The organism is Microbacterium sp. UCD-TDU, assembly GCF_000340625.1.
Classification (GTDB): Bacteria; Actinomycetota; Actinomycetes; order Actinomycetales; family Microbacteriaceae; genus Microbacterium; species Microbacterium maritypicum.
Genome location: NZ_KB454447.1, coordinates 1,020,576 through 1,038,333, shown reverse-complemented (window position 1 = coordinate 1,038,333; position 17,758 = coordinate 1,020,576). Strand labels below are relative to the sequence as shown.

Sequence of the window (17,758 nt, the reverse complement as noted above, 5' to 3'; positions counted from 1 at the left end):
GGCGGAAGGCGAGGACTCCGGGTCAGACACCCACGAGAGTCTGCAGGTCTGTGACCGCAGCGCGAGCGGCATCGATGGAAGCCGCGGTGTCGGAGCCGTCGGTGATGGCAGCGTGCAGGTCGGCGAGGCGCTTCGAATAGGCATCGACACCGTCACGCCACTGCTGCGCGATCGACGAGGGCGGCTGCGCGTCGGACAGGCGGCGTGCGTCCTGCTCCAGGGTGTCCATGACGGCCAGCGCATCATCCCCGGTCGCCCCGGCGATGATGTCGAGGCCGCGAGGAGCATCCGTCAGCCAGCCGCCGACCTGCTCGCGGAACACGTCGACGGTCGGGTCGACCGGTGCCGGCGGCGTGGTCTGCGGCGTGCGCGTCTCCGTGGGTGAGGGGGAAGCGGAGGGGGCCGTCGTTCCGGTAGGGGTGGGGGAGCCGCTCGCGCCGGGTGCGGGTTCCTCGCCCCGGGGCAACAGGAAGAACAGCAGGGCGCCGACGATCGCCAACGCGGCGACGACGATCCCGATGATCAGCCAGACGCGGCCCGTGTTCTTCGGCTTCGGCTCGATGGGCGCCCAACGGAGCTCGGGAGTCGGCTCGCTCATCATGCGTCTTCCAGCGGTGCCATGGGCTGCCAGGAGCGGTCGCGGCCGATTCTGCCGCCTTCCTTGAGCCCGCGGAACAGGTTGCTCGTGCCCCGCACCGTGCGCTCGACGAAGAGCAGCCGGATGAGCTCCTTCGCGAACGTCATCGCGGTGCCGAGGCCGAAGAGCACGGGGTTGTAGTTGTCATGCACGCGGTAGTAGTGCTTGATGTAGGCGCGATTGCGCATGATGTAGAAGCGGTAGGCGTTGCTGGAGGCGTTCATGTGGCGGATGCCCATGTCCCACTGCTTGATCTCGCGCGTGCGTCGCAGCACGAACTCGTCGACGATGACAGCCGTCGTCTTGCGCGAGGCGAGCCAGCCGTACATCTGGTCATCCCAGTAGATGAAGAAGCGATGGTCGGGCAGGCCGATCTGCTTCACGATCGAGCGGTGGATGAACATGCCCTCGAAGCAGCCGCTGTTCATCTCCTTGTATCCGGAGTCGTCGAAGCCGGACGGGGCGAACGGGATCGGAATACCCATGCGCTCCGCGATGCGGTACTGCCAGTAGAACTCGCTGCCGTCGTAGTCGTAGCGCCGGCCCTGGATGCTCTTGAAGCGCGGGGCCCACTTGCCCATCTTCGCGAGTCCGTCGGGAAGCACCTCGACGTCGTCATCCATCATCCAGATCCACTCGGAGCCGAGTTCGTAGGCGGTGCGCATGCCCTCGCTGAACCCGCCGGAGCCACCCGTGTTCGTCTCCAGGCGCCGGTAGACGATCTCGGTGCCGATGCTGTCGCGGAACGACTCGACGACGTCGGTCGTGTCGTCGGAGGAGGCGTTGTCGATGATCACGACGCGTCCGGGCTTCGGGTCCATCGCCGTGATGCTGGTGAGGAGTCCGGTGAGCAGATGCGATCTGTTGAAGGTGACGACGACGATCGTCGCCGCTTTCGGATCGAATGCAGCGGGCGCCGCGGTCATACCTTCTCCTCGAAGATCGGTGGGCAGTTCAGGGGTGTGAGGGCTGCGGCGCCTCTGGCCATCGTCGGGGACGATGCGGGACATGACGAGCAGTGAGTAGCCTACCGTCCGCCACCTTCGTATCCGCGGAGAGGCTCACCTCGGCGCGACGACCGCCACCCGGGAGGACCGGGCTCGTCGGCTACTTCTGAGGCCGCAGCGTCGGGATCGCACCCGTATGCGCCGCATCGATGTTCTCGCGCCAGGACCGCGATTGTCCGGCGCGCAGGGCGCACAGCACGAGCATGAACCATCCCGCCCCCACCAGAGTGAAGCTCTCGAACATCGAGTCGACCGCGAGCGTGACGATGATGATCGGGGTCCAGGCGTAGACCACCGAGCGCCGCGTGCTCGCGACGAGCCAGGAGCGGATCAGGGCGACCCCGCCCAGGAGGAGGAAGACCACCAGGCCGGCCGCACCGAGCTGCAGGAGCACATCGAAGAAGGCGTTCAGCGCACTCTGATGGCGGTCGTCGAGCTGGAAGTTGATGTAGGTGAACGGGTACTCGCCGCGGGCCCAGTCGCCGAACCAGCCCCAGCCCTGGATCGGCTTGACCGCGACGAAGTCGAGGATCGTGTTCCAGAGCGAGCCGCGCAGGGAGAAGTCGGACCCGGCATCGAGGAGGGCGATGATCTGGTGGCGCAGGGCGAAGGCTGCGGCGAGAGCGAGCGCCACGACCGCAGCGAGCATCCACTGCACGATCGTTCGTCGCTCCGGTGGGGCGTGGCGGACGATCGTGAGCGCCACGGTGACGACGCCGACGGCGCCGGCGAGGACCAGGACCGTCGGCGAAGAGGAGAGCAACGCCAAGAACCCGGCCAACCCGATCGAGACCACGGCGAGCGGTGCGTTCACCGACTGCGTGCGCCACTCGATCACGAACGTGATGAGCGCGATGACAGCGATGAAACCGAGCATGTTGCGGCTGCCGAACAGGCCCTGGATCGGACCCCCCGCGGCGAGATCGCCCTGGATGCCCAGGAACGTGAACGGCAGGTCGAGCAGGACGCCGGAGAGGATCTCCACAGCGAGGGAGGCGGCCAGCAGCACACGGAGAGTGTCTCCGATCGCCCGGACGGTCTGGAGGGTGTCGCGGATGTGTCCGATCGTGATGGCCAGGAACGCGTAGCCGAACAGCGACATCCAGCCGAAGAGCGTGTCGGACTTGTCGGTCGTCCAGAAGACGCTCACGAGTGCCCACGCGAGGAACGCCAGCAGAGAGGACGGCGCGATGCGCAGCAGCGAGAGCTCCTCCCGGCGCACCCAGAGGATCGACGCGCCCAGCAGGCACAGCACGGCGATGATCGTCCCCAGCGTGACGGCCGACGTCATCTGCCGGATCGCGTACGACCCGAACACCGCCGTCAGCGCGGCGAGCGTGAACGCACGGGCCAGCTCCACCGATCCGAGCAGGCGGACGAGCGGGCGCACCGGCGTCACGGCACCCGCCGCTGCCGAGCGCCGCGTTCGAACAGCAGGTCGCGTTCGCCGACCCCGACCAGCGGCACCGACTTGAGCTTGAACGACAGCAGCACCAGGAGCAGCCAGCCCCACAGCATGATCGGCGTCGACTCGGAGAAGCCCTGCACGAGCAGCACCACCGTGAACAGGTTGGGCAGGAGGGTGAGCGGGGAGAACGGGCGCTCGCCGTCGAGGTCCCAGCGGGGTCGGTCGACGGCGAAGAACCAGGACCGCCACAGCAGCGTGCCGTACGCGACGGCCATCAGGATGACACCGACGACGCCGAGCTGGAGGAGCACGTCCAGCCACATGTTGTGGGCGTGGAAGACGGTGATCCCGTGGTCGGTGATCCACTCGTCGAAGGCCGGGTCTTCGGGGATCCAAGGGCTCGAGAACCCGTTGCCGAACACCGGGTGCTCACCCGCGCGCTGCAGCACCTTCGTCCAGATCTTGTCAGAGCGGCCGGTGAGATCCGCACTCCGGCCGAGAAGGCCCAGCAGCGGCTCCCGAAGCAGCCAGACTCCGAGCCCCGCGATCGCCGTGCCGCCGATGGCGACCACGTAGATCCGCGTGCGGGCTCCGGGTGTGCGCGCACGCCGCATCGCCAGTGCGACGACGAGAACGAGCGCGACTGCGGCAGCGCATACCAGCGCGGTGGCCGATGCCGTGCGCAGGAGGAAGTAGGCCGCGAGCAGCATCCACAGGGCGAGGGTGGTGCGCCACCGGGCCCGCGCCGCGAACAGGACGCCGAACGTGATGAGCGCGAAGAGCGAGATGATCGCGAGGAGGTTGGCGTTGCCCACGATGCCCTGGATCCGCCCGCCGTCGAACAGGTTGTCGCGCACCCAGTACCACTGCGGATCGATCTTGCCGTCCGGCAGCGTGAGGAAGTTCGGAAGCAGGGGGCCGTGCAGCACCAGCGAGACCCAGAGCTCGATCGCCAGGGAGAGGCCCAGGATCCACTTGAACGCCGAGGACAGGGCCCGGACGATCTCATGCCAGGTGAGCACGTGAGCGAGGAAGAGCCCGTTCACGGTGACGGCCGCGAGGAGCACCCAGGTGATGATCGTCGGGCCGCGCCACTGCGACCAGGCGACCGAGACGAGGGCCAGGGTCGTGTATCCGAGCGCGGTCCAGGGCAGGCGGCGCCAGCGGAACGGCTGCGGACGGTTCCGGGCGAGCATCGGGATGCCGATGGCGAGGGTCGCGAGGGTGAAGACGGCGAGCGTGATCGCGGCGCCATCGCGCCCGAGCAGGTTGTACACGGCCGAGTGGGCGAACGTGACGAAGAGGACGAGGATCGCATAGCCGCGCAGCAGCAGATGCCCCGTCGACTCGCGCTCCGGCGCGGTGGGCGGGGCAGACACCGGATGCTTCGTGTACTGGGCCATCGCGTTCAGGCTACCGCGCCGTGCTCTGAGCGTCGCTGAACGCCGCAGCGCGGCTCTACGCTGGTGGCATGCTGCTGAGCCTCACGAACACGCCCCGCGACTACGCCTGGGGATCGGACTCGCTTCTCGCCGACCTCGAAGGCCGCACGCCGACCGGCGCACCGGAGGCCGAGGTCTGGTTCGGAGACCACCCCGGCGACCCCGCCGATCTGGCCGGCGGCGGCACGCTCGATCAGGTGACTGGGGGCACGCTCCCGTACCTGCTCAAGCTGCTCGCGGCGGGGCGCCCGCTCTCGATCCAGGTGCACCCGACGATCGAGCAGGCGCGCGACGGCTGGGCCCGCGAGAGCGCCCTCGCCTCCGACGACCCGCGGCGCAACTATCGGGACGACAACCACAAGCCGGAGCTCCTCGTCGCGCTCAGCGAGCGGTTCGAGTCGCTGAGCGGGCTGCGACCCGTCTCGGACACGCTCTCCCTGCTGGAGGCGCTCGACGACAGCGACGGCGTCCGTCAGCTGCGGGCGCGCCTGAGCGCCGAGGGCGATGCGCTGCGCGACGTGATCGCGTGGGTGCTCGGCGGCAAGGCGCGCGCCGAGGTGGAGGAGATCATCGCTGCGGTCGTCGCGGCCTCGACGCGCGCCGACGCAGGGGAGTGGGGAACCACGCTCCGCGCGATCGCGGGTGTGGCGCGGACCTATCCGGGCGACCCCGGCGTCGTCGTGGCGCTCCTGATGAACCACGTCGTGCTGAAGCGAGGAGAGGGAGTCTTCCTGCGCGCCGGTCTGCTGCACGCGTACCTCTCCGGCCTCGGCGTGGAGATCATGGCCGCGAGCGACAACGTTCTGCGCGGCGGCCTCACCCCCAAGCGCATCGATGTCCCCGAACTCCTCTCGATCCTCGACACCGCGCCCGGCGAGGTGCCGGTGCTCCGAGGGGAGGGCGAGGGGGCGATCACGTCCTATCCCGTTCCTGTGCCCGACTTCGCTCTCGAGCGGGTCGTCGTCGACGGCGCGCCGATCAGTCTCCAGATCTCGGGACCGACCATGGTGCTCGCGACCGCCGGCGAGGTCGCTGTGGCCTCGAACGCGGGGAACGAGATCGCGCTCCAGGTCGGCGCCGTCGCGTTCGCCGATTCCGCGGAGGGATCCCTCACCGTCTCGGGCGTGGGCGAGGTGTTCATCGCGGGCCCCGGGCGCTGACCCGCACGCCGACGCTCCGGATTCCGACACGCCGATGACGGCCCAAGAACCTTAAAGAGTTGCTTGAGGGTTTACCATCCGCGACTTGACCGGAGCGAATGACACGGGTGTAATTAGTCATGCGCACGGCCCGCCGGGGGGCGGAGACAGGGTTGGAGATCGAGATGACGGGTTACCGTTCAGACGTACCGGAGAACTGGTTCGTCGATCCGATCAACCTCGGCGTTCCCGGGGTGCGGCGCACCGACGCCGCCGACGACGACAACGCTCTCGCCTGGCAGAGCGATGCGCTCTGCTCGCAGACGGACCCCGAGGCGTTCTTCCCCGAGAAGGGCGGATCCACCCGAGACGCCAAGCGGATCTGCACGTCGTGCGACGTCCGCGGCGAGTGCCTCGAATACGCTCTCAACAACGATGAGCGATTCGGCATCTGGGGTGGGCTCTCCGAGCGCGAGCGCCGCAAGCTCAAGCGCCGCGCGAGCTGAATCGCCCGCTGCCGAACCGCGAACGATGAGGCCTCATGGCTTCGCGGGCGCGCCGCGTCGGGTACGCCGACGTCGACCGTCGCGCGCATAGGCTGACGACGTCATGCCAGCCCGAGTTCACGCCATCATCGTCGCGCGCACTGGATCCTCTTCCCGAGCGCAACTCCTCCGCACTCTCGAAGCCCTCCGCGCCCAGACCACGCCCGCGACCGCCGTGACCCTCGTCGTCTGCGGCGATGCGTCTTCCCTGCGCGAGAGCGAGGCGGTGGCGAGAACCGTCGAGGGGATCATCGAGGCGCGCGCCACCACATCCTTCGCCGAAGCCGTGGAACTGGCGAGACCCCGTGTCGCCGAAGGATCGGCGATCTGGCTCCTCGCGCAGGACACGGCGCCGCATCCGCGGGCACTGGAGCGTCTGAGCGGCACGTTGGAGCGCTCGCCCTCCGCGGCCATCGTCGCTCCCAAGCTCGTCGCCACGGACAACGACCGTGAGATCGTCTCCCTGGGCGTCAGCATGACCACGCTCGGACGCTCGGTCGAACTCGCCGCAGGGGAACTCGACCAGGGACAGCACGACCGCTCCGACGATGCCCTCGGCGCCGATGTGCGAGGCCTCCTCATCCGTGGCGAGGTCCGCGACGCCCTGCGCCCGGATCCCGCGCTCGCCGGAGCAGACGAAGGACTCGATCTCGGTGTGCGCGCCCGCCTGGGTGGGGGCCGTGTCGTACTCGCGCCGAGCGCGCGGATATCGGTCTCCCCTGGCGGGCCTGCCGCGCTGCCGTCCGGCCGATCGCGCCGGGCCTACGTGACCCGCCTGGCTCAACTGCATCGGCGACTGGTCTACGCACCGGCGGCTGCCGTTGCGCTGCATTGGCTCAGCCTGCTTCCACTCGCGCTGTGGCGATCCATCACCGATCTCGTCGGAAAGCGGCCGGAGGCCGTCCTGCCCGAATGGGGGGCCGCGCTCACGGCCATGTTCCGCTTCGGTGCGATCGCGCGCTCCCGTGCGAGGATCAAGGCCTTCCGCACGTCGACCTGGGCCAGCATCGCGCCGCTGCGCGTGACCTCGTCCGAGATGCGACGGCGTCTGGACGACGGTCACGGCAGCGAGGGCGGTGCGGTCAGCGAACTGCGGTTCTTCTCCGGCGGGGGAGCCTGGGCCGTGCTGGCGGCGCTCGTCGTCAGCATCGCGTCCTTCACGAGCCTGCTGGCGTGGCCGACGCTGGGGGGAGGAGGACTGCTCCCTCTTCGGCAGACCGTCGCCGCACTCTGGAGCGACGCGGCGTGGGGAGTACGCGACGTCGCCGTCGGCCTCGTCGGCCCCGCCGATCCCTTCGCCGCCGTCGTGGCGGTGCTGGGCTCGCTCTGGCCTGCCGGTCCGTCTTTCGCCGTGGTGCTGCTGTGGCTGCTTGCACTTCCGCTCGCGGTCCTGGGTGGGTGGTTCGCCGCCACGCGCGTGACCGACCGCGAGGGGCTGCGGATCTTCGCCGGCGTCGCCTGGGCTCTCGCCCCCACCTTCCTCACCGCTCTGGTCGACGGACGTCCGACCGCGGTGCTCGTGCACCTCCTGCTTCCCTGGCTCTTCCACAGCGCCGTCGTCGCACACCGGTCGTGGGGCGCGGCCGGAAGCGCATCCCTCCTGCTCGCCGCCGTCATCGCCTGCGCGCCGTCGCTGGCCCCCGCCCTCGCACTGCTCTGGATCATCGCGCTGGGCATCGTGTTGGGAACCGCGCAGTTCCGCGGTGCGGGGCGACTGCTCTGGCTGCCCGTGCCGACCATCGCGCTCTTCGCGCCGCTCGCGATCTGGCAGCTCTCCCACGGCACGCCTCTGGCGCTCCTGGGCGACCCGGGACTCATCTGGGCGGGTCCCCAGGCCGCGGCGGATGCCGTCGGGCGTCTCGCACTCGCCGGAGGGTTCCCGACGCAGGCGCTGGCCGGCTGGATGGACGTGACCCCCGCACCCATCGCCGCATGGGCACCGCTGCTGTGCGCCCCCCTCGCCGCGCTCGCGCTCGGCGCAGCAGTGGCTCCGCGGTGGCGAGCGGGCATCACGCTGCTCGTCGTCGCGCTCTCCGGACTTGCGACGGCGTTCCTCGCGGTCGGCATCACGGTGAGTTTCGCCCAGGGCACTCCGGTGGCGATCTGGCCGGGCGCGGGCCTCAGCCTGGCCTGGATCGGTGTGGTCGGCGCCGCTGTGGTCACGTTGGACACCGCTCTCACCCTTCCCAGGCTGCGGATACTCGCCGTCGCCGTCGCAGCATCCGCCCTGGCGGTCTGCGCGGTCCCTGCGCTCAGCGCACTGCACATGGAGCGTTCGGTGCTCACGAACGGCCCCGATTCCACGCTGCCCGCGTATGTCGCGGCGCAGGCCGCAGGCGATCGGCCGATCGCGACCCTCGTGCTCACCCCTCAGAACGACGGCGGACTCGCCGCAGAGGTGGCCTGGGGCGCGAGCGAGACGCTGGGTTCTCAGTCGACCATGCTCTCCACCGCCGTCGAGCCGCAGGGCGCCGATATCTCCGGCCTCGCTGTGGATCTCCTCTCGGCCCGCGACTTCGATGCGCCCGGAGAGTTGGCGCAGATGGGCATCAGCTACGTGCTGGTCGCTCAGGTTCCAGGTGAGGGCGACAAGGCGAGGACTCTGCGCACGGCCGCGGTCGCCTCGATCGACCAGCGCGCCGGACTCGTCCACGCGGGAACGACCGATCGCGGCGTGCTCTGGCGGCTCGAGGCCGAGGTGGCCGCGCAGTCGTCGATGACCTCGAGCCAGCAGGGCACCGCACGACTCGTGATCACCCTGCAGCTGCTGGCGGTCTTCGCCGCGCTCCTGCTGTCGATCCCGACCCGTGCGTCACGCCGTGCGGCGCGCGCGCAGTCCCGGATCGTCGGTCGCGTGGCCGATGAGCCGATCGTCCTGCCGCGGCACGCGGAGGACAGGGAGCTCCTCGACGACGTCCCGGTCGGGGCGATCGAGGATCCCCAGGATGAGCCCGCCCTGAACGACGAGGCGATGGCCCCGATCGCCGAGCCGGTGATCGATGACGCGCCTCCACCGCGTGCCGAGGTGACGACAGCCATCGATGAGCAGCACCCGAAGTCCACCGAGGAGGACCGATGAGCAGCGGGACCCGCGCATTCCGAGTCGCTGCGACGGGCGCTCGAGTCATCACCGGTGTCGCCGTCATCGCCGCCTGCGTGGTCGGCGTCGCGACAGCAGTGCACGCGCCATGGCCGGTCGTCGAACACGATCCCGCGCAGGTCGAGGTCACCCCGGTTCCCGGCGACAGCACTCTCGTCTGCAACGGCGATCTCCGCGCTCTCGGGCGCGACTCGTCGGCCCCGCTGGACATGCTCTCGGCGGCATCGCCTGCCCTGACGACCGGTGGCACGGGGGGAGACCCCGCGGCGGAGGGACTCGCGATGACGGACCTCCCGGACGCAGGCGGGCCGCAGGTGCTCACCGGCGCCGTGGACGGCCGCTCGGTGCCCCTGATCGCGGGCGCGGAGTCCGTCACGATCGCCGCCGACGATCTCGCGGGGTACGCCGCGCTGCCGTGCGGGGTGCCGCGGTTGGAATCGTGGCTGGTCGGAGGGAGCATCGACACCGGCACGGAGGACATCGTCACGCTCACGAACGCGGCCGATGTCCCGTCGACGGTGACTCTCTCGGTATACGGCCCCGCCCGCAGCACGCGGACGGTCATCGTCCCCGCCCGGTCGCAGGAGGCTCTTCCGCTCCCATCGTTCGCCACCGGCAACGACGTGCCCGTGGTCAAGGTGAGCGCGGTGGGCGCTCCGGTGCGAGCCGCCCTCCAGTCCTCGCTCGTGCGCGTTCTCGATCCTGCCGGCATCGACCTCCAGGACTCGGTGGCGGGGCCGCAGCAGAAGCTCGTCTTCACGGGAGTGCAGGCCTTCGCAGCCAGCGGCGATGATGCGGAGATGGCCGTCCTGCGCGTGCTCTCACCGGGTCTCGCCGCGCGCGTCCAGGTGACGGTGCGCGCGGAGGGCGCGACGGGCGCCGCGGACGAGTTCACGGTCCCGGTCGAGGCCGATCTGCCCTCTCAGGTGTCGCTTTCCGGCCTCGAGCCCGGGCAGTACACCGTCGAGGTCGAAGCCGACGTGCCGCTGGTCGCCGCGATCAGGCAGCAGGACGGTTTCGGTCTCGACTCGGACTTCGCCTGGGTGATGCCCTCCCCGGAGCTCGACGTCGACGTGGCGTTCGCGGTTCCGGCCGGTCCCGATGCCCGTCTGCAGCTGGCGAACACGTCCGACCGTGATGCGACGGTGACGCTCGAATCCCTCGACGGCGGCCAGCCGCAGGAGATCGTCATCCCGGCGGGACGGACCGGCGGGCTCGAGGTCACCGGGCGGACCGCCTATCGGATGCAGACGACGGCTCCCGTGCATGCTGCGGTGACCCTTACAGGACCGGGGGCGCTCGCGGTGCTGCCCGTTCAGGCGAGCGGTGCCGGAGAGAAACCGATCACGGTCTATCCCTGACCGAGGAGAGACTCTCCGCAGCGGGAATCTCAGTGGTCGTGGCCGAGATCCCACGGCTCGCGGCCGACATACTCTGCCGCTGCCCGGAACACGGCACTCTCGATCGCCATCCGGCGGTGCGCAGCATCGTCGTGCCCCGGGGGGAGGAGCCGCTCGATGGGAAGACGGAACAGCACGATGCGCTTGTTCTTGCGGTCGAGGTGCCAGCGCGGCACCTCTTCGGCCGCATCGAATCCCGGGATCGCGCCGATCTCGAACCTCACGTCCTGCAACTCCGGCCATGTGCCGCGGAGGAACTCGACCGCGGTGCCGACGGTGAGGTCGAATCTGTCGAGGCGGCCGTCGAGCGGAGCCAGCGGTGGCCGCACGACCTCGCTGCGGCCGAGGCGGCCGTGTCGGCCGTGCCGCGCCCCGCGCCGAGGGGCTGCGGAGGTGTGAGTGGCACGGCGACGAGGCATGACGAAAGTCTAGGCGGTGCCCGGCTCGCCCGGCGCGGCATCCGCGATCGCGACGGGGTGCGCCGTACGCTGGCGGAGATGGACGGACGACTGTGCTCGAAGGTCGGCTGCGCGCGAGAAGCCGTGGCCACCCTCACCTACGACTACGGCGACCAGATGGTGGCCCTCGGCCCGCTCGGTGCCGCGAATGACCCTCAGGCGCATGATCTGTGTTCTCCGCACGCGGACCGGCTCTCGGTTCCCGCCGGCTGGCTCGTCGTGCGTCACGAGGCTCTTCGCGCCTGAGGTCGTCGCCTCGACACGCGGACGCACCAGTCGGCCCGCCTCCGAACTCTGGATACGCTGACCGCAGGCGTGCCAGGGCGGCGCTGCCGGAAAGGCACTCGTGATCGTCTGGCGTCGCTGGATCTTCCCCCTGCTTCTCGTCGTGATCTTCGGAGCGTGCGCAGCCGCTCTCGTCAAGATCGCCTTCTTCCCCGACCGCGCGGAGAGCGTCGTCAGCCCCGAGGCCGCGGTCACCGATCCGATCGTCGCAGTGGAGCGCGGATCCGTGGTGAACGCTCTGAGCCTGAGCGGCAACGTCGCGCGTGACGACGCCTACGCCGTGCGTGGAGAGCTCAACGGCACGGTGCTCGCCGTGCACGTAGGGGAGGGCGCGGCGGTGGCTGCCGGCCAGAAGCTCTACACCGTGCGCCAGGACGACCCGCGCAAGGACATCGACGTGCTCGCGCCCGAGGTCGGCGACGTATCGGAGCTCGCCATCGTCAAGGGACAGACCACCACGGTCGGGACCGAGACCTACAAGCTCACCCCGGCCCGATACCATCTGCTGGCCACCGTCGATCCCGTGCAGCTGTATCGCCTCGTCAACGCCCCGACCGAGGCGACCGTCACCATCACGGGCGGCCCGGCGCCTTTCGCGTGCACCGGCGTCGGGGTGCAGGTGACGGCGGAGGGCACCGCGAGCGTGCGCTGCGCGGTACCCGCGGACCAGACGGTCTTCGCCGGGCTCCCCGCGAAGATGGATCTCGCACTCGGTCAGGTCGACGATGCGCTCGTGATCCCGGTGACGGCTGTCCAGGGCGGCGCGGGATCCGGCAAGGTGTGGGTCGATGCAGGCGACGGATCCGACCCCGAGGAGCGCTCGGTGACGCTCGGCGTCAACGACGGCCTCATGGTCGAGGTGACGGACGGACTGGCCGAGGGAGACAGCATCCGCCAGTTCGTGCCCGGCTTCGTCGCTCCGGTCGAGGAGTTCTGCTACGAGGTCTCCCCGGGAGTGGAGCAGTGCGACAGCGGGATGAGCTGGTGAGTCTCGTCGCGCTCGACGACGTCTCCAAGAGCGTCCTGCTGGCCGATGACTCGCGCCTGGAGATCCTTCGTGGCATCACGCTCGAAGTGGGTGCAGGAGACCACGTCTCGATCGTGGGACGGTCAGGGTCGGGGAAGTCGACGCTGCTCAACATCCTGGGGATGCTGGATGCACCCACATCCGGATCGGTCGCGTTCGAGGGACGCGAGGTGCGCCGGATGCGATCGGGACGGCTCGACCGTCTGCGCGGGGACAACGTCGGCTTCGTCTTCCAGCAGTTCAACCTCCTCCCCGGGCGCACCGCGATCGACAACGTGATGATGCCGCTCGGCCATGCCAAGGGACGCATGTTCTGGAATCGTAGTCAGATCGCCGCCGACATGCTCGAGCGGGTCGGCCTCGGGCATCGCGTCGAGCAGATCGCCGACAGGCTCTCCGGTGGTGAGCAGCAGCGCGTCGCCATCGCACGGGCACTCGTTCGCAAGCCCGTGTTGATCCTCGCGGACGAGCCGACCGGCGCGCTCGACATCGACACGGGCGCATCAGTCATGTCCCTCCTCGACGAGGTGGCCACCGAGACGCACGCCGCGCTGGTCACGATCACCCACGACCTCCACGTCGCCGCGCGTGCGCGCCGGCACTACCGGCTCGATGCCGGGCGTCTGGAGACCGTCGACCTCAGCCGCGCCTTCGAGGCCTCGACCCTGGCGGCTTCGGTGCCGTCTGCGCCGCCGGAGTTCGTCGCATGACCGGCTTCCTCGGCGCTCTCTCCGACGCCTGGGCGGAGATCCGCGTGCACAAGCTGCGCGTCCTGCTCAGCCTGATCGGGATCGCCGTGTCGGTGGGGGCGCTCACCGCGGTCGTGGCGATCTCGGAATACCAGCGTCAATTCCAGGCCGAGCAGTCCGACCGGTGGGGAGGGCGAGCGGCGACCGTCGTCGTCTCCGTCAGCAGCGATGACGGCACACCCGTCGACGCCGACGAGTTCGATGCGCGCTTCAGCCGTGTCTCCGAGCGCTTCGGGTTCAGCCACACGGCGCGTATCGCCCAGGGAGTGCTGCTCGACGTGCAGCTCCCCGACGGCATCGCGCAGGTCCCCGCGCGTGTCATGGATCCCGCGTTCTCGCAGATCCACCGGGAGCGGCTTCTGGAGGGGCGCTGGTTCCTCGACTCCGATGTCGAGGCGATGGCACCGCCCGTCGTGATCACGGAACCGCTCTGGGAGCGTCTGGGACGAGTGCCGCTGACACAGCACCCGACCGTGACGCTCAGCGGCCCGGCCGGTGGCACCTATCAGGTGGTCGGCATCACACCGCGACAGGGCTTCGGCGACGAGGAGCTGCGCGTCGACCTGCTCTATGACGCCTACCGCGCGCGCGTGGATGCGCTGCCCGCCGACGCCTGGACGCAATACGAGATCTGGATGGGCACGGGACAGGTCGACCAGATCGCGCCGGTGCTCGCGATGGATCTCCGAGCGGGCCTGCCCGAGGGACAGACGGTCACGGTGAACCGCTCCGACTGGGCGGCGCAACCGGGAGCTCTGGACGCTCAGGCCACCTTCGAGATGGTCACCGGGGGCATCGCGGCGCTGATCCTCGCTCTCGGTGCACTCAGCCTGATCAACATCCAACTCGTGGCGATGCGCCAGCGCGTGCGAGAGATCGGGGTGCGGCGCGCCTTCGGAGCGAGCTCAGGGCGGGTGTTCTTCGCCGTCTTCCTGGAGAGCCTGGTCGCGACGACCGTGGCAGGCGTGATCGGGATCGCGATCGTCGTCGCCGTGCTGCGCTCGGAGTGGATCATCACGTCGATGTTCTACGGGATCCAGGACATCCCACCCTTCCCCATGCGCGCAGCGCTCATCGGTCTCCTCGCCTCCGTCATCGTCGGGGCGGTGTCGGGATTCATCCCCGCCCTCGTCGCGCTGCGGGTGAAGGTGATCGATGCGATCCGTTTCTGACACACGCCTGATGTCGGCCACTTCATGATGGAAGAATGAGCGCATGACCGAGCTCGAGTACCGCGTCGCCGACCTGTCCCTCGCCGAAGCCGGCCGTCACCAGCTGCGACTCGCCGAGAACGAGATGCCGGGGCTCATGGCGCTTCGGGAGGAGTTCGGCGCCGCGCAACCCCTGAAGGGCGCCCGGATCGCGGGCTCGCTGCACATGACAGTGCAGACCGCCGTCCTCATCGAGACGCTCGTGGCACTCGGCGCCCAGGTGCGGTGGGCGAGCTGCAACATCTTCTCCACCCAGGACGAGGCGGCGGCTGCGGTCGTGGTCGGCCCCGGTGGAACCGTCGACGCGCCGGCAGGCGTTCCCGTGTTCGCCTGGAAGGGCGAGACGCTCGACGAGTACTGGGCCTGCACCGATCGCATCTTCGACTGGTCCTCTGCAGGTTTCGACGGACCCAACCTGATCCTCGACGACGGCGGAGATGCGACCCTGCTCGTGCACAAGGGCGTCGAGTTCGAGAAGGCCGGCGCCGTTCCCGCGCCGACCGAGACCGACTCCCACGAGTACACGATCATCCTCGACCTGCTGCGCGCCTCGCTCGCGGTCGCACCCGATCGCTGGACCAGGCTCGCCGCGGGCCTCATCGGCGTCACGGAGGAGACCACGACCGGTGTGCACCGGCTGTACGAGCTCGCGGCCGCGGGGGAGCTGCTCTTCCCCGCCATCAACGTGAACGACTCGGTCACCAAGAGCAAGTTCGACAACAAGTACGGCATCCGGCACTCGCTTCCCGACGGTCTCAACCGTGCGACGGACGTGCTCATGGGTGGCAAGGTCGCCTTCGTCTGCGGCTACGGAGACGTCGGCAAGGGGGCTGCTGAGGCTCTGCGCGGTCAGGGTGCCCGCGTGATCGTGAGCGAGGTGGATCCGATCTGCGCGCTGCAGGCCGCCATGGACGGCTTCCAGGTCGCGCGTCTGCTCGACGTGGCCGGCGAGATCGACATCCTGGTGACCGGCACCGGCAACCGCGACGTCGTCACGACCGAGCACCTGCAGGCGCTGAAGCACCTCGCGATCGTGGCGAACGTCGGTCACTTCGACAACGAGATCGACATGGCAGGGCTCGAAGCACTCGACGGCGTGCAGAAGGTCGAGATCAAGCCGCAGGTGCACGAGTGGCGCATGCCGAGCGGCCGCAGCGTCCTGGTGCTCAGCGAGGGACGCCTGATGAACCTCGGCAACGCCACGGGGCACCCGTCGTTCGTGATGAGCGCGTCGTTCACCAACCAGGTGCTCGCACAGCTCGAGCTCTACACGAACATCGCCGCCTATCCGACCGGCGTCTACGTGCTTCCCAAGGCGCTCGACGAGAAGGTGGCCCGCTTGCACCTCGATGCTCTCGGTGTGCAGCTGACCACGCTCTCCGACGAGCAGGCCGCCTACATCGGGGTACCCGTGGAGGGCCCGTACAAGCTCGAGCACTACCGGTACTGACGACGACCGCTGCGGAACGGTGCTGACAGGAGGCGCGGCGTACCGGCTCAGACGCCGACGCGTCTACCGGTGAGCCGCTCTGCGCGCCGATCGGAGTTCTGCAGTGCTCTGCGCTCGCGCTCACGGCGCAGGACGGTGATGCCGATCAGGATCTGCTCCGGCGGTGCGGAGGGCATCGGGGAGACGAAGGGGCCCGCCTCGGTGAGCAGGTCGAGGGCGACCCGCTCCCGCGCGGCCGGGATCATGCGGGGAGCGCTCTGCAGGAATTGGGAGATCCGGCGGGCGAGCCGGTCGGGCAGACGCGCGACGTCGGCGATCTGGGCCCAGCCGGCCAGGGGCGGAGGAAGCACCGGGACATGCGACACGAGCGCCGGTGTGCGCACGCGCTGACTGTAGGTTCCGGCAACCAGGTCGCCCAGGCGCTGCGACCGCGCGTTGAACGCGCCGGTGAGCACGGCGACGCCGCCGAAGGTCATGTAGATCTCGAGCACGCCCAGAAGGGCGCGGATGAAGGCGTGACGGAACCCGGCGGCGCCACCGTCCACGCGCACGATCCTTCCGCCGACCGCCAGCTTGCCGAGACTGCGCCCCTTCAAGGCGACCTCCATCGTGATCGGCAGGACGACGAAGCTCACGACGAACGCCGAGACCAGGGCGATGCGGTCGGTGGTCTCATCCAGCACGCCCACATCCAGCAGCCAGATGCGCAGGAAGATCCACAGGATGAACACGGCGTATCCGAGGAGCATGTCGATCGCGGCGCCGAGCGCCCGCAGGAGGAAGCCGACGGGCTGCACGTCGATCGCGACGGCTTCGCCGGAGAGCACCTCGTCGGAGACGTCGATCGGGACGGACATGAGTACAGTAAATCAGGTGGATGCCGATGCGCTGACCGATGCACGCCGCGCCGAATGGGAGCGACTGGACGAACTCAGTCGCGCCCGACTCGACGGCGACGGGGTGGACGAGCTCATCGTGCGATATCGCGCCGCCTCCGCCGATCTGGCCGAGCTGAAGACATCCGTCGGCGATTCGCCCCAGGGCGCGTATCTGTCCACCATCCTCGTTCGCGCCAGGCTGCGCCTCACCGGCGCGTCCGACAGCATCCTCACGCAGACGGGACGGTTCTTCCGTCTGCAGCTTCCTGCTGCGCTGTACCGCCTGCGCTGGACGACGCTGGTGATCGCGATCTCGTTCATCGCGGTCGCCGTCGGCACCGCAGCCTGGATCGCGAGCGATCCGGCTCTGGTGGCGACCCTGGGCTCCCCGGCCGACCTCGAGCAGTACGCGGACGAGAGCTTCACTGGGTACTACACCGAGAACCCGGCCGCTGTCTTCATGGGGATGGTCTGGACGAACAACGCCTGGATCGCCATGCAGTGCGTGCTCTTCGGCGTCACCGGCATCTGGCCGGTCTACGTGCTCGTGCAGAACGCGATGGGACTCGGCACCACCGGGGCCGTGATGGCCGTCCACGACAAGGCCGACCTCATGGTCCTGTACATCCTCCCGCACGGAATGCTCGAGATGACCTGCATCTTCGTGGCCGCTGCCGCCGGCCTGCATGTGTTCTGGGCCTGGGTCGCACCGGGCCACCGCACGCGAGGGGAAGCGCTCGCCGAGGAGGGACGCGCGCTGGCGACCGTCGCGATGGGGCTGGTGTTCGCCCTCTTCCTCGCCGGGCTCGTCGAGGGCTTCGTCACCGGCTGGGCCCTTCCGTGGCCGGTGAAGATCGGCATCGGCGCCGCCGCGCTCGCCGTGTTCCTCATCTACATGCTGGTGATCGGCGGGAGGGCGCACCGCCAGGGCGAGACCGGCGATCTCGTCGAATACGAAGCAGGTACGCCGCGCCTGGTCGTCGGCTGACTTCCCCCAACGGTCACGGCCGACACGGGGCTCT

16 protein-coding genes are annotated in these 17,758 nt (G+C 69.4%); 10 read left to right on the top strand and 6 right to left on the bottom strand.

Annotated features, from left to right (window positions below):
- Nucleotides 1-22 precede the first annotated feature (22 nt).
- The 4 genes from D514_RS35305 to D514_RS35290 all read right to left on the bottom strand — a co-directional run bounded on the left by D514_RS35305 (nt 23) and on the right by D514_RS35290 (nt 4,455).
- Nucleotides 23-598 carry a hypothetical protein gene (locus D514_RS35305; RefSeq protein WP_236610982.1) on the bottom strand — a complete coding sequence of 192 codons (576 nt, stop codon included), beginning with the start codon at nt 596-598 and terminating at the stop codon, nt 23-25.
- Nucleotides 598-1,563, bottom strand: a complete 966-nt coding sequence (locus D514_RS35300) for a glycosyltransferase family 2 protein (RefSeq protein WP_017831123.1) — start codon at nt 1,561-1,563, stop codon at nt 598-600. The genes D514_RS35305 and D514_RS35300 overlap by 1 nt, the downstream gene beginning before the upstream one ends.
- 181 nt (nt 1,564-1,744) lie before the next feature.
- Nucleotides 1,745-3,043: an O-antigen ligase gene (locus D514_RS35295; RefSeq protein WP_017831122.1), complete on the bottom strand. Its 1,299-nt coding sequence runs from the start codon at nt 3,041-3,043 to the stop codon at nt 1,745-1,747.
- Nucleotides 3,040-4,455: an O-antigen ligase gene (locus tag D514_RS35290; RefSeq protein ID WP_017831121.1), complete on the bottom strand. Its 1,416-nt coding sequence runs from the start codon at nt 4,453-4,455 to the stop codon at nt 3,040-3,042. The genes D514_RS35295 and D514_RS35290 overlap by 4 nt, the downstream gene beginning before the upstream one ends.
- A gap of 68 nt (nt 4,456-4,523) precedes the next feature.
- Here D514_RS35290 and manA point away from each other — a divergent pair, with 68 nt between their 5' ends.
- The 4 genes from manA to D514_RS35270 all read left to right on the top strand — a co-directional run bounded on the left by manA (nt 4,524) and on the right by D514_RS35270 (nt 10,639).
- Nucleotides 4,524-5,654: a mannose-6-phosphate isomerase, class I gene (manA, locus tag D514_RS35285; protein ID WP_017831120.1), complete on the top strand. Its 1,131-nt coding sequence runs from the start codon at nt 4,524-4,526 to the stop codon at nt 5,652-5,654.
- Between the two features lie 164 nt (nt 5,655-5,818).
- Nucleotides 5,819-6,139, top strand: coding sequence for a WhiB family transcriptional regulator (locus tag D514_RS35280; protein WP_081603945.1), 321 nt, complete (start codon nt 5,819-5,821; stop codon nt 6,137-6,139).
- Between the two features lie 103 nt (nt 6,140-6,242).
- On the top strand, nt 6,243-9,257 hold the full coding sequence (locus D514_RS35275; protein ID WP_017831118.1) for a glycosyltransferase: 3,015 nt from the start codon (nt 6,243-6,245) through the stop codon (nt 9,255-9,257).
- Nucleotides 9,254-10,639 (top strand): DUF5719 family protein, encoded by a 1,386-nt coding sequence (locus D514_RS35270; protein ID WP_017831117.1) that lies wholly within the window; start codon nt 9,254-9,256, stop codon nt 10,637-10,639. The genes D514_RS35275 and D514_RS35270 overlap by 4 nt, the downstream gene beginning before the upstream one ends.
- A gap of 29 nt (nt 10,640-10,668) precedes the next feature.
- On the opposite strand, the gene D514_RS35265 is transcribed toward D514_RS35270, so the two are convergent.
- On the bottom strand, nt 10,669-11,097 hold the full coding sequence (locus D514_RS35265) for a hypothetical protein (protein ID WP_236610981.1): 429 nt from the start codon (nt 11,095-11,097) through the stop codon (nt 10,669-10,671).
- Nucleotides 11,098-11,175: 78 nt separating this feature from the next.
- On the opposite strand from D514_RS35265, the gene D514_RS35260 reads away from it, so the two are divergent.
- From D514_RS35260 to ahcY, 5 genes are all read left to right on the top strand, one after another.
- Nucleotides 11,176-11,382 carry a DUF3499 family protein gene (locus D514_RS35260; protein ID WP_017831115.1) on the top strand — a complete coding sequence of 69 codons (207 nt, stop codon included), beginning with the start codon at nt 11,176-11,178 and terminating at the stop codon, nt 11,380-11,382.
- A 100-nt stretch (nt 11,383-11,482) separates the two neighbouring features.
- Entirely contained in the window at nt 11,483-12,409 is a 927-nt protein-coding gene (locus tag D514_RS35255; RefSeq protein ID WP_017831114.1) for an efflux RND transporter periplasmic adaptor subunit, read from the top strand.
- Nucleotides 12,406-13,158 (top strand): ABC transporter ATP-binding protein, encoded by a 753-nt coding sequence (locus D514_RS35250; protein ID WP_036323798.1) that lies wholly within the window; start codon nt 12,406-12,408, stop codon nt 13,156-13,158. Before D514_RS35255 ends, D514_RS35250 begins: the two co-directional genes overlap by 4 nt.
- A complete protein-coding gene (locus D514_RS35245) occupies nt 13,155-14,369 on the top strand; it encodes an ABC transporter permease (RefSeq protein WP_017831112.1) in 1,215 nt (404 codons plus the stop codon). Before D514_RS35250 ends, D514_RS35245 begins: the two co-directional genes overlap by 4 nt.
- Before the next feature lie 43 nt (nt 14,370-14,412).
- Nucleotides 14,413-15,858, top strand: coding sequence for an adenosylhomocysteinase (gene ahcY, locus D514_RS35240; protein WP_017831111.1), 1,446 nt, complete (start codon nt 14,413-14,415; stop codon nt 15,856-15,858).
- Nucleotides 15,859-15,905: 47 nt separating this feature from the next.
- On the opposite strand, the gene D514_RS35235 is transcribed toward ahcY, so the two are convergent.
- Complete coding sequence (locus D514_RS35235) at nt 15,906-16,715, bottom strand: RDD family protein (RefSeq protein WP_017831110.1); 810 nt, start codon at nt 16,713-16,715, stop codon at nt 15,906-15,908.
- A 16-nt stretch (nt 16,716-16,731) separates the two neighbouring features.
- Between D514_RS35235 and D514_RS35230 the strand changes: the two genes are divergently transcribed.
- Nucleotides 16,732-17,724 carry a stage II sporulation protein M gene (locus tag D514_RS35230; protein ID WP_017831109.1) on the top strand — a complete coding sequence of 331 codons (993 nt, stop codon included), beginning with the start codon at nt 16,732-16,734 and terminating at the stop codon, nt 17,722-17,724.
- The last annotated feature ends 34 nt before the right edge of the window (nt 17,725-17,758 follow it).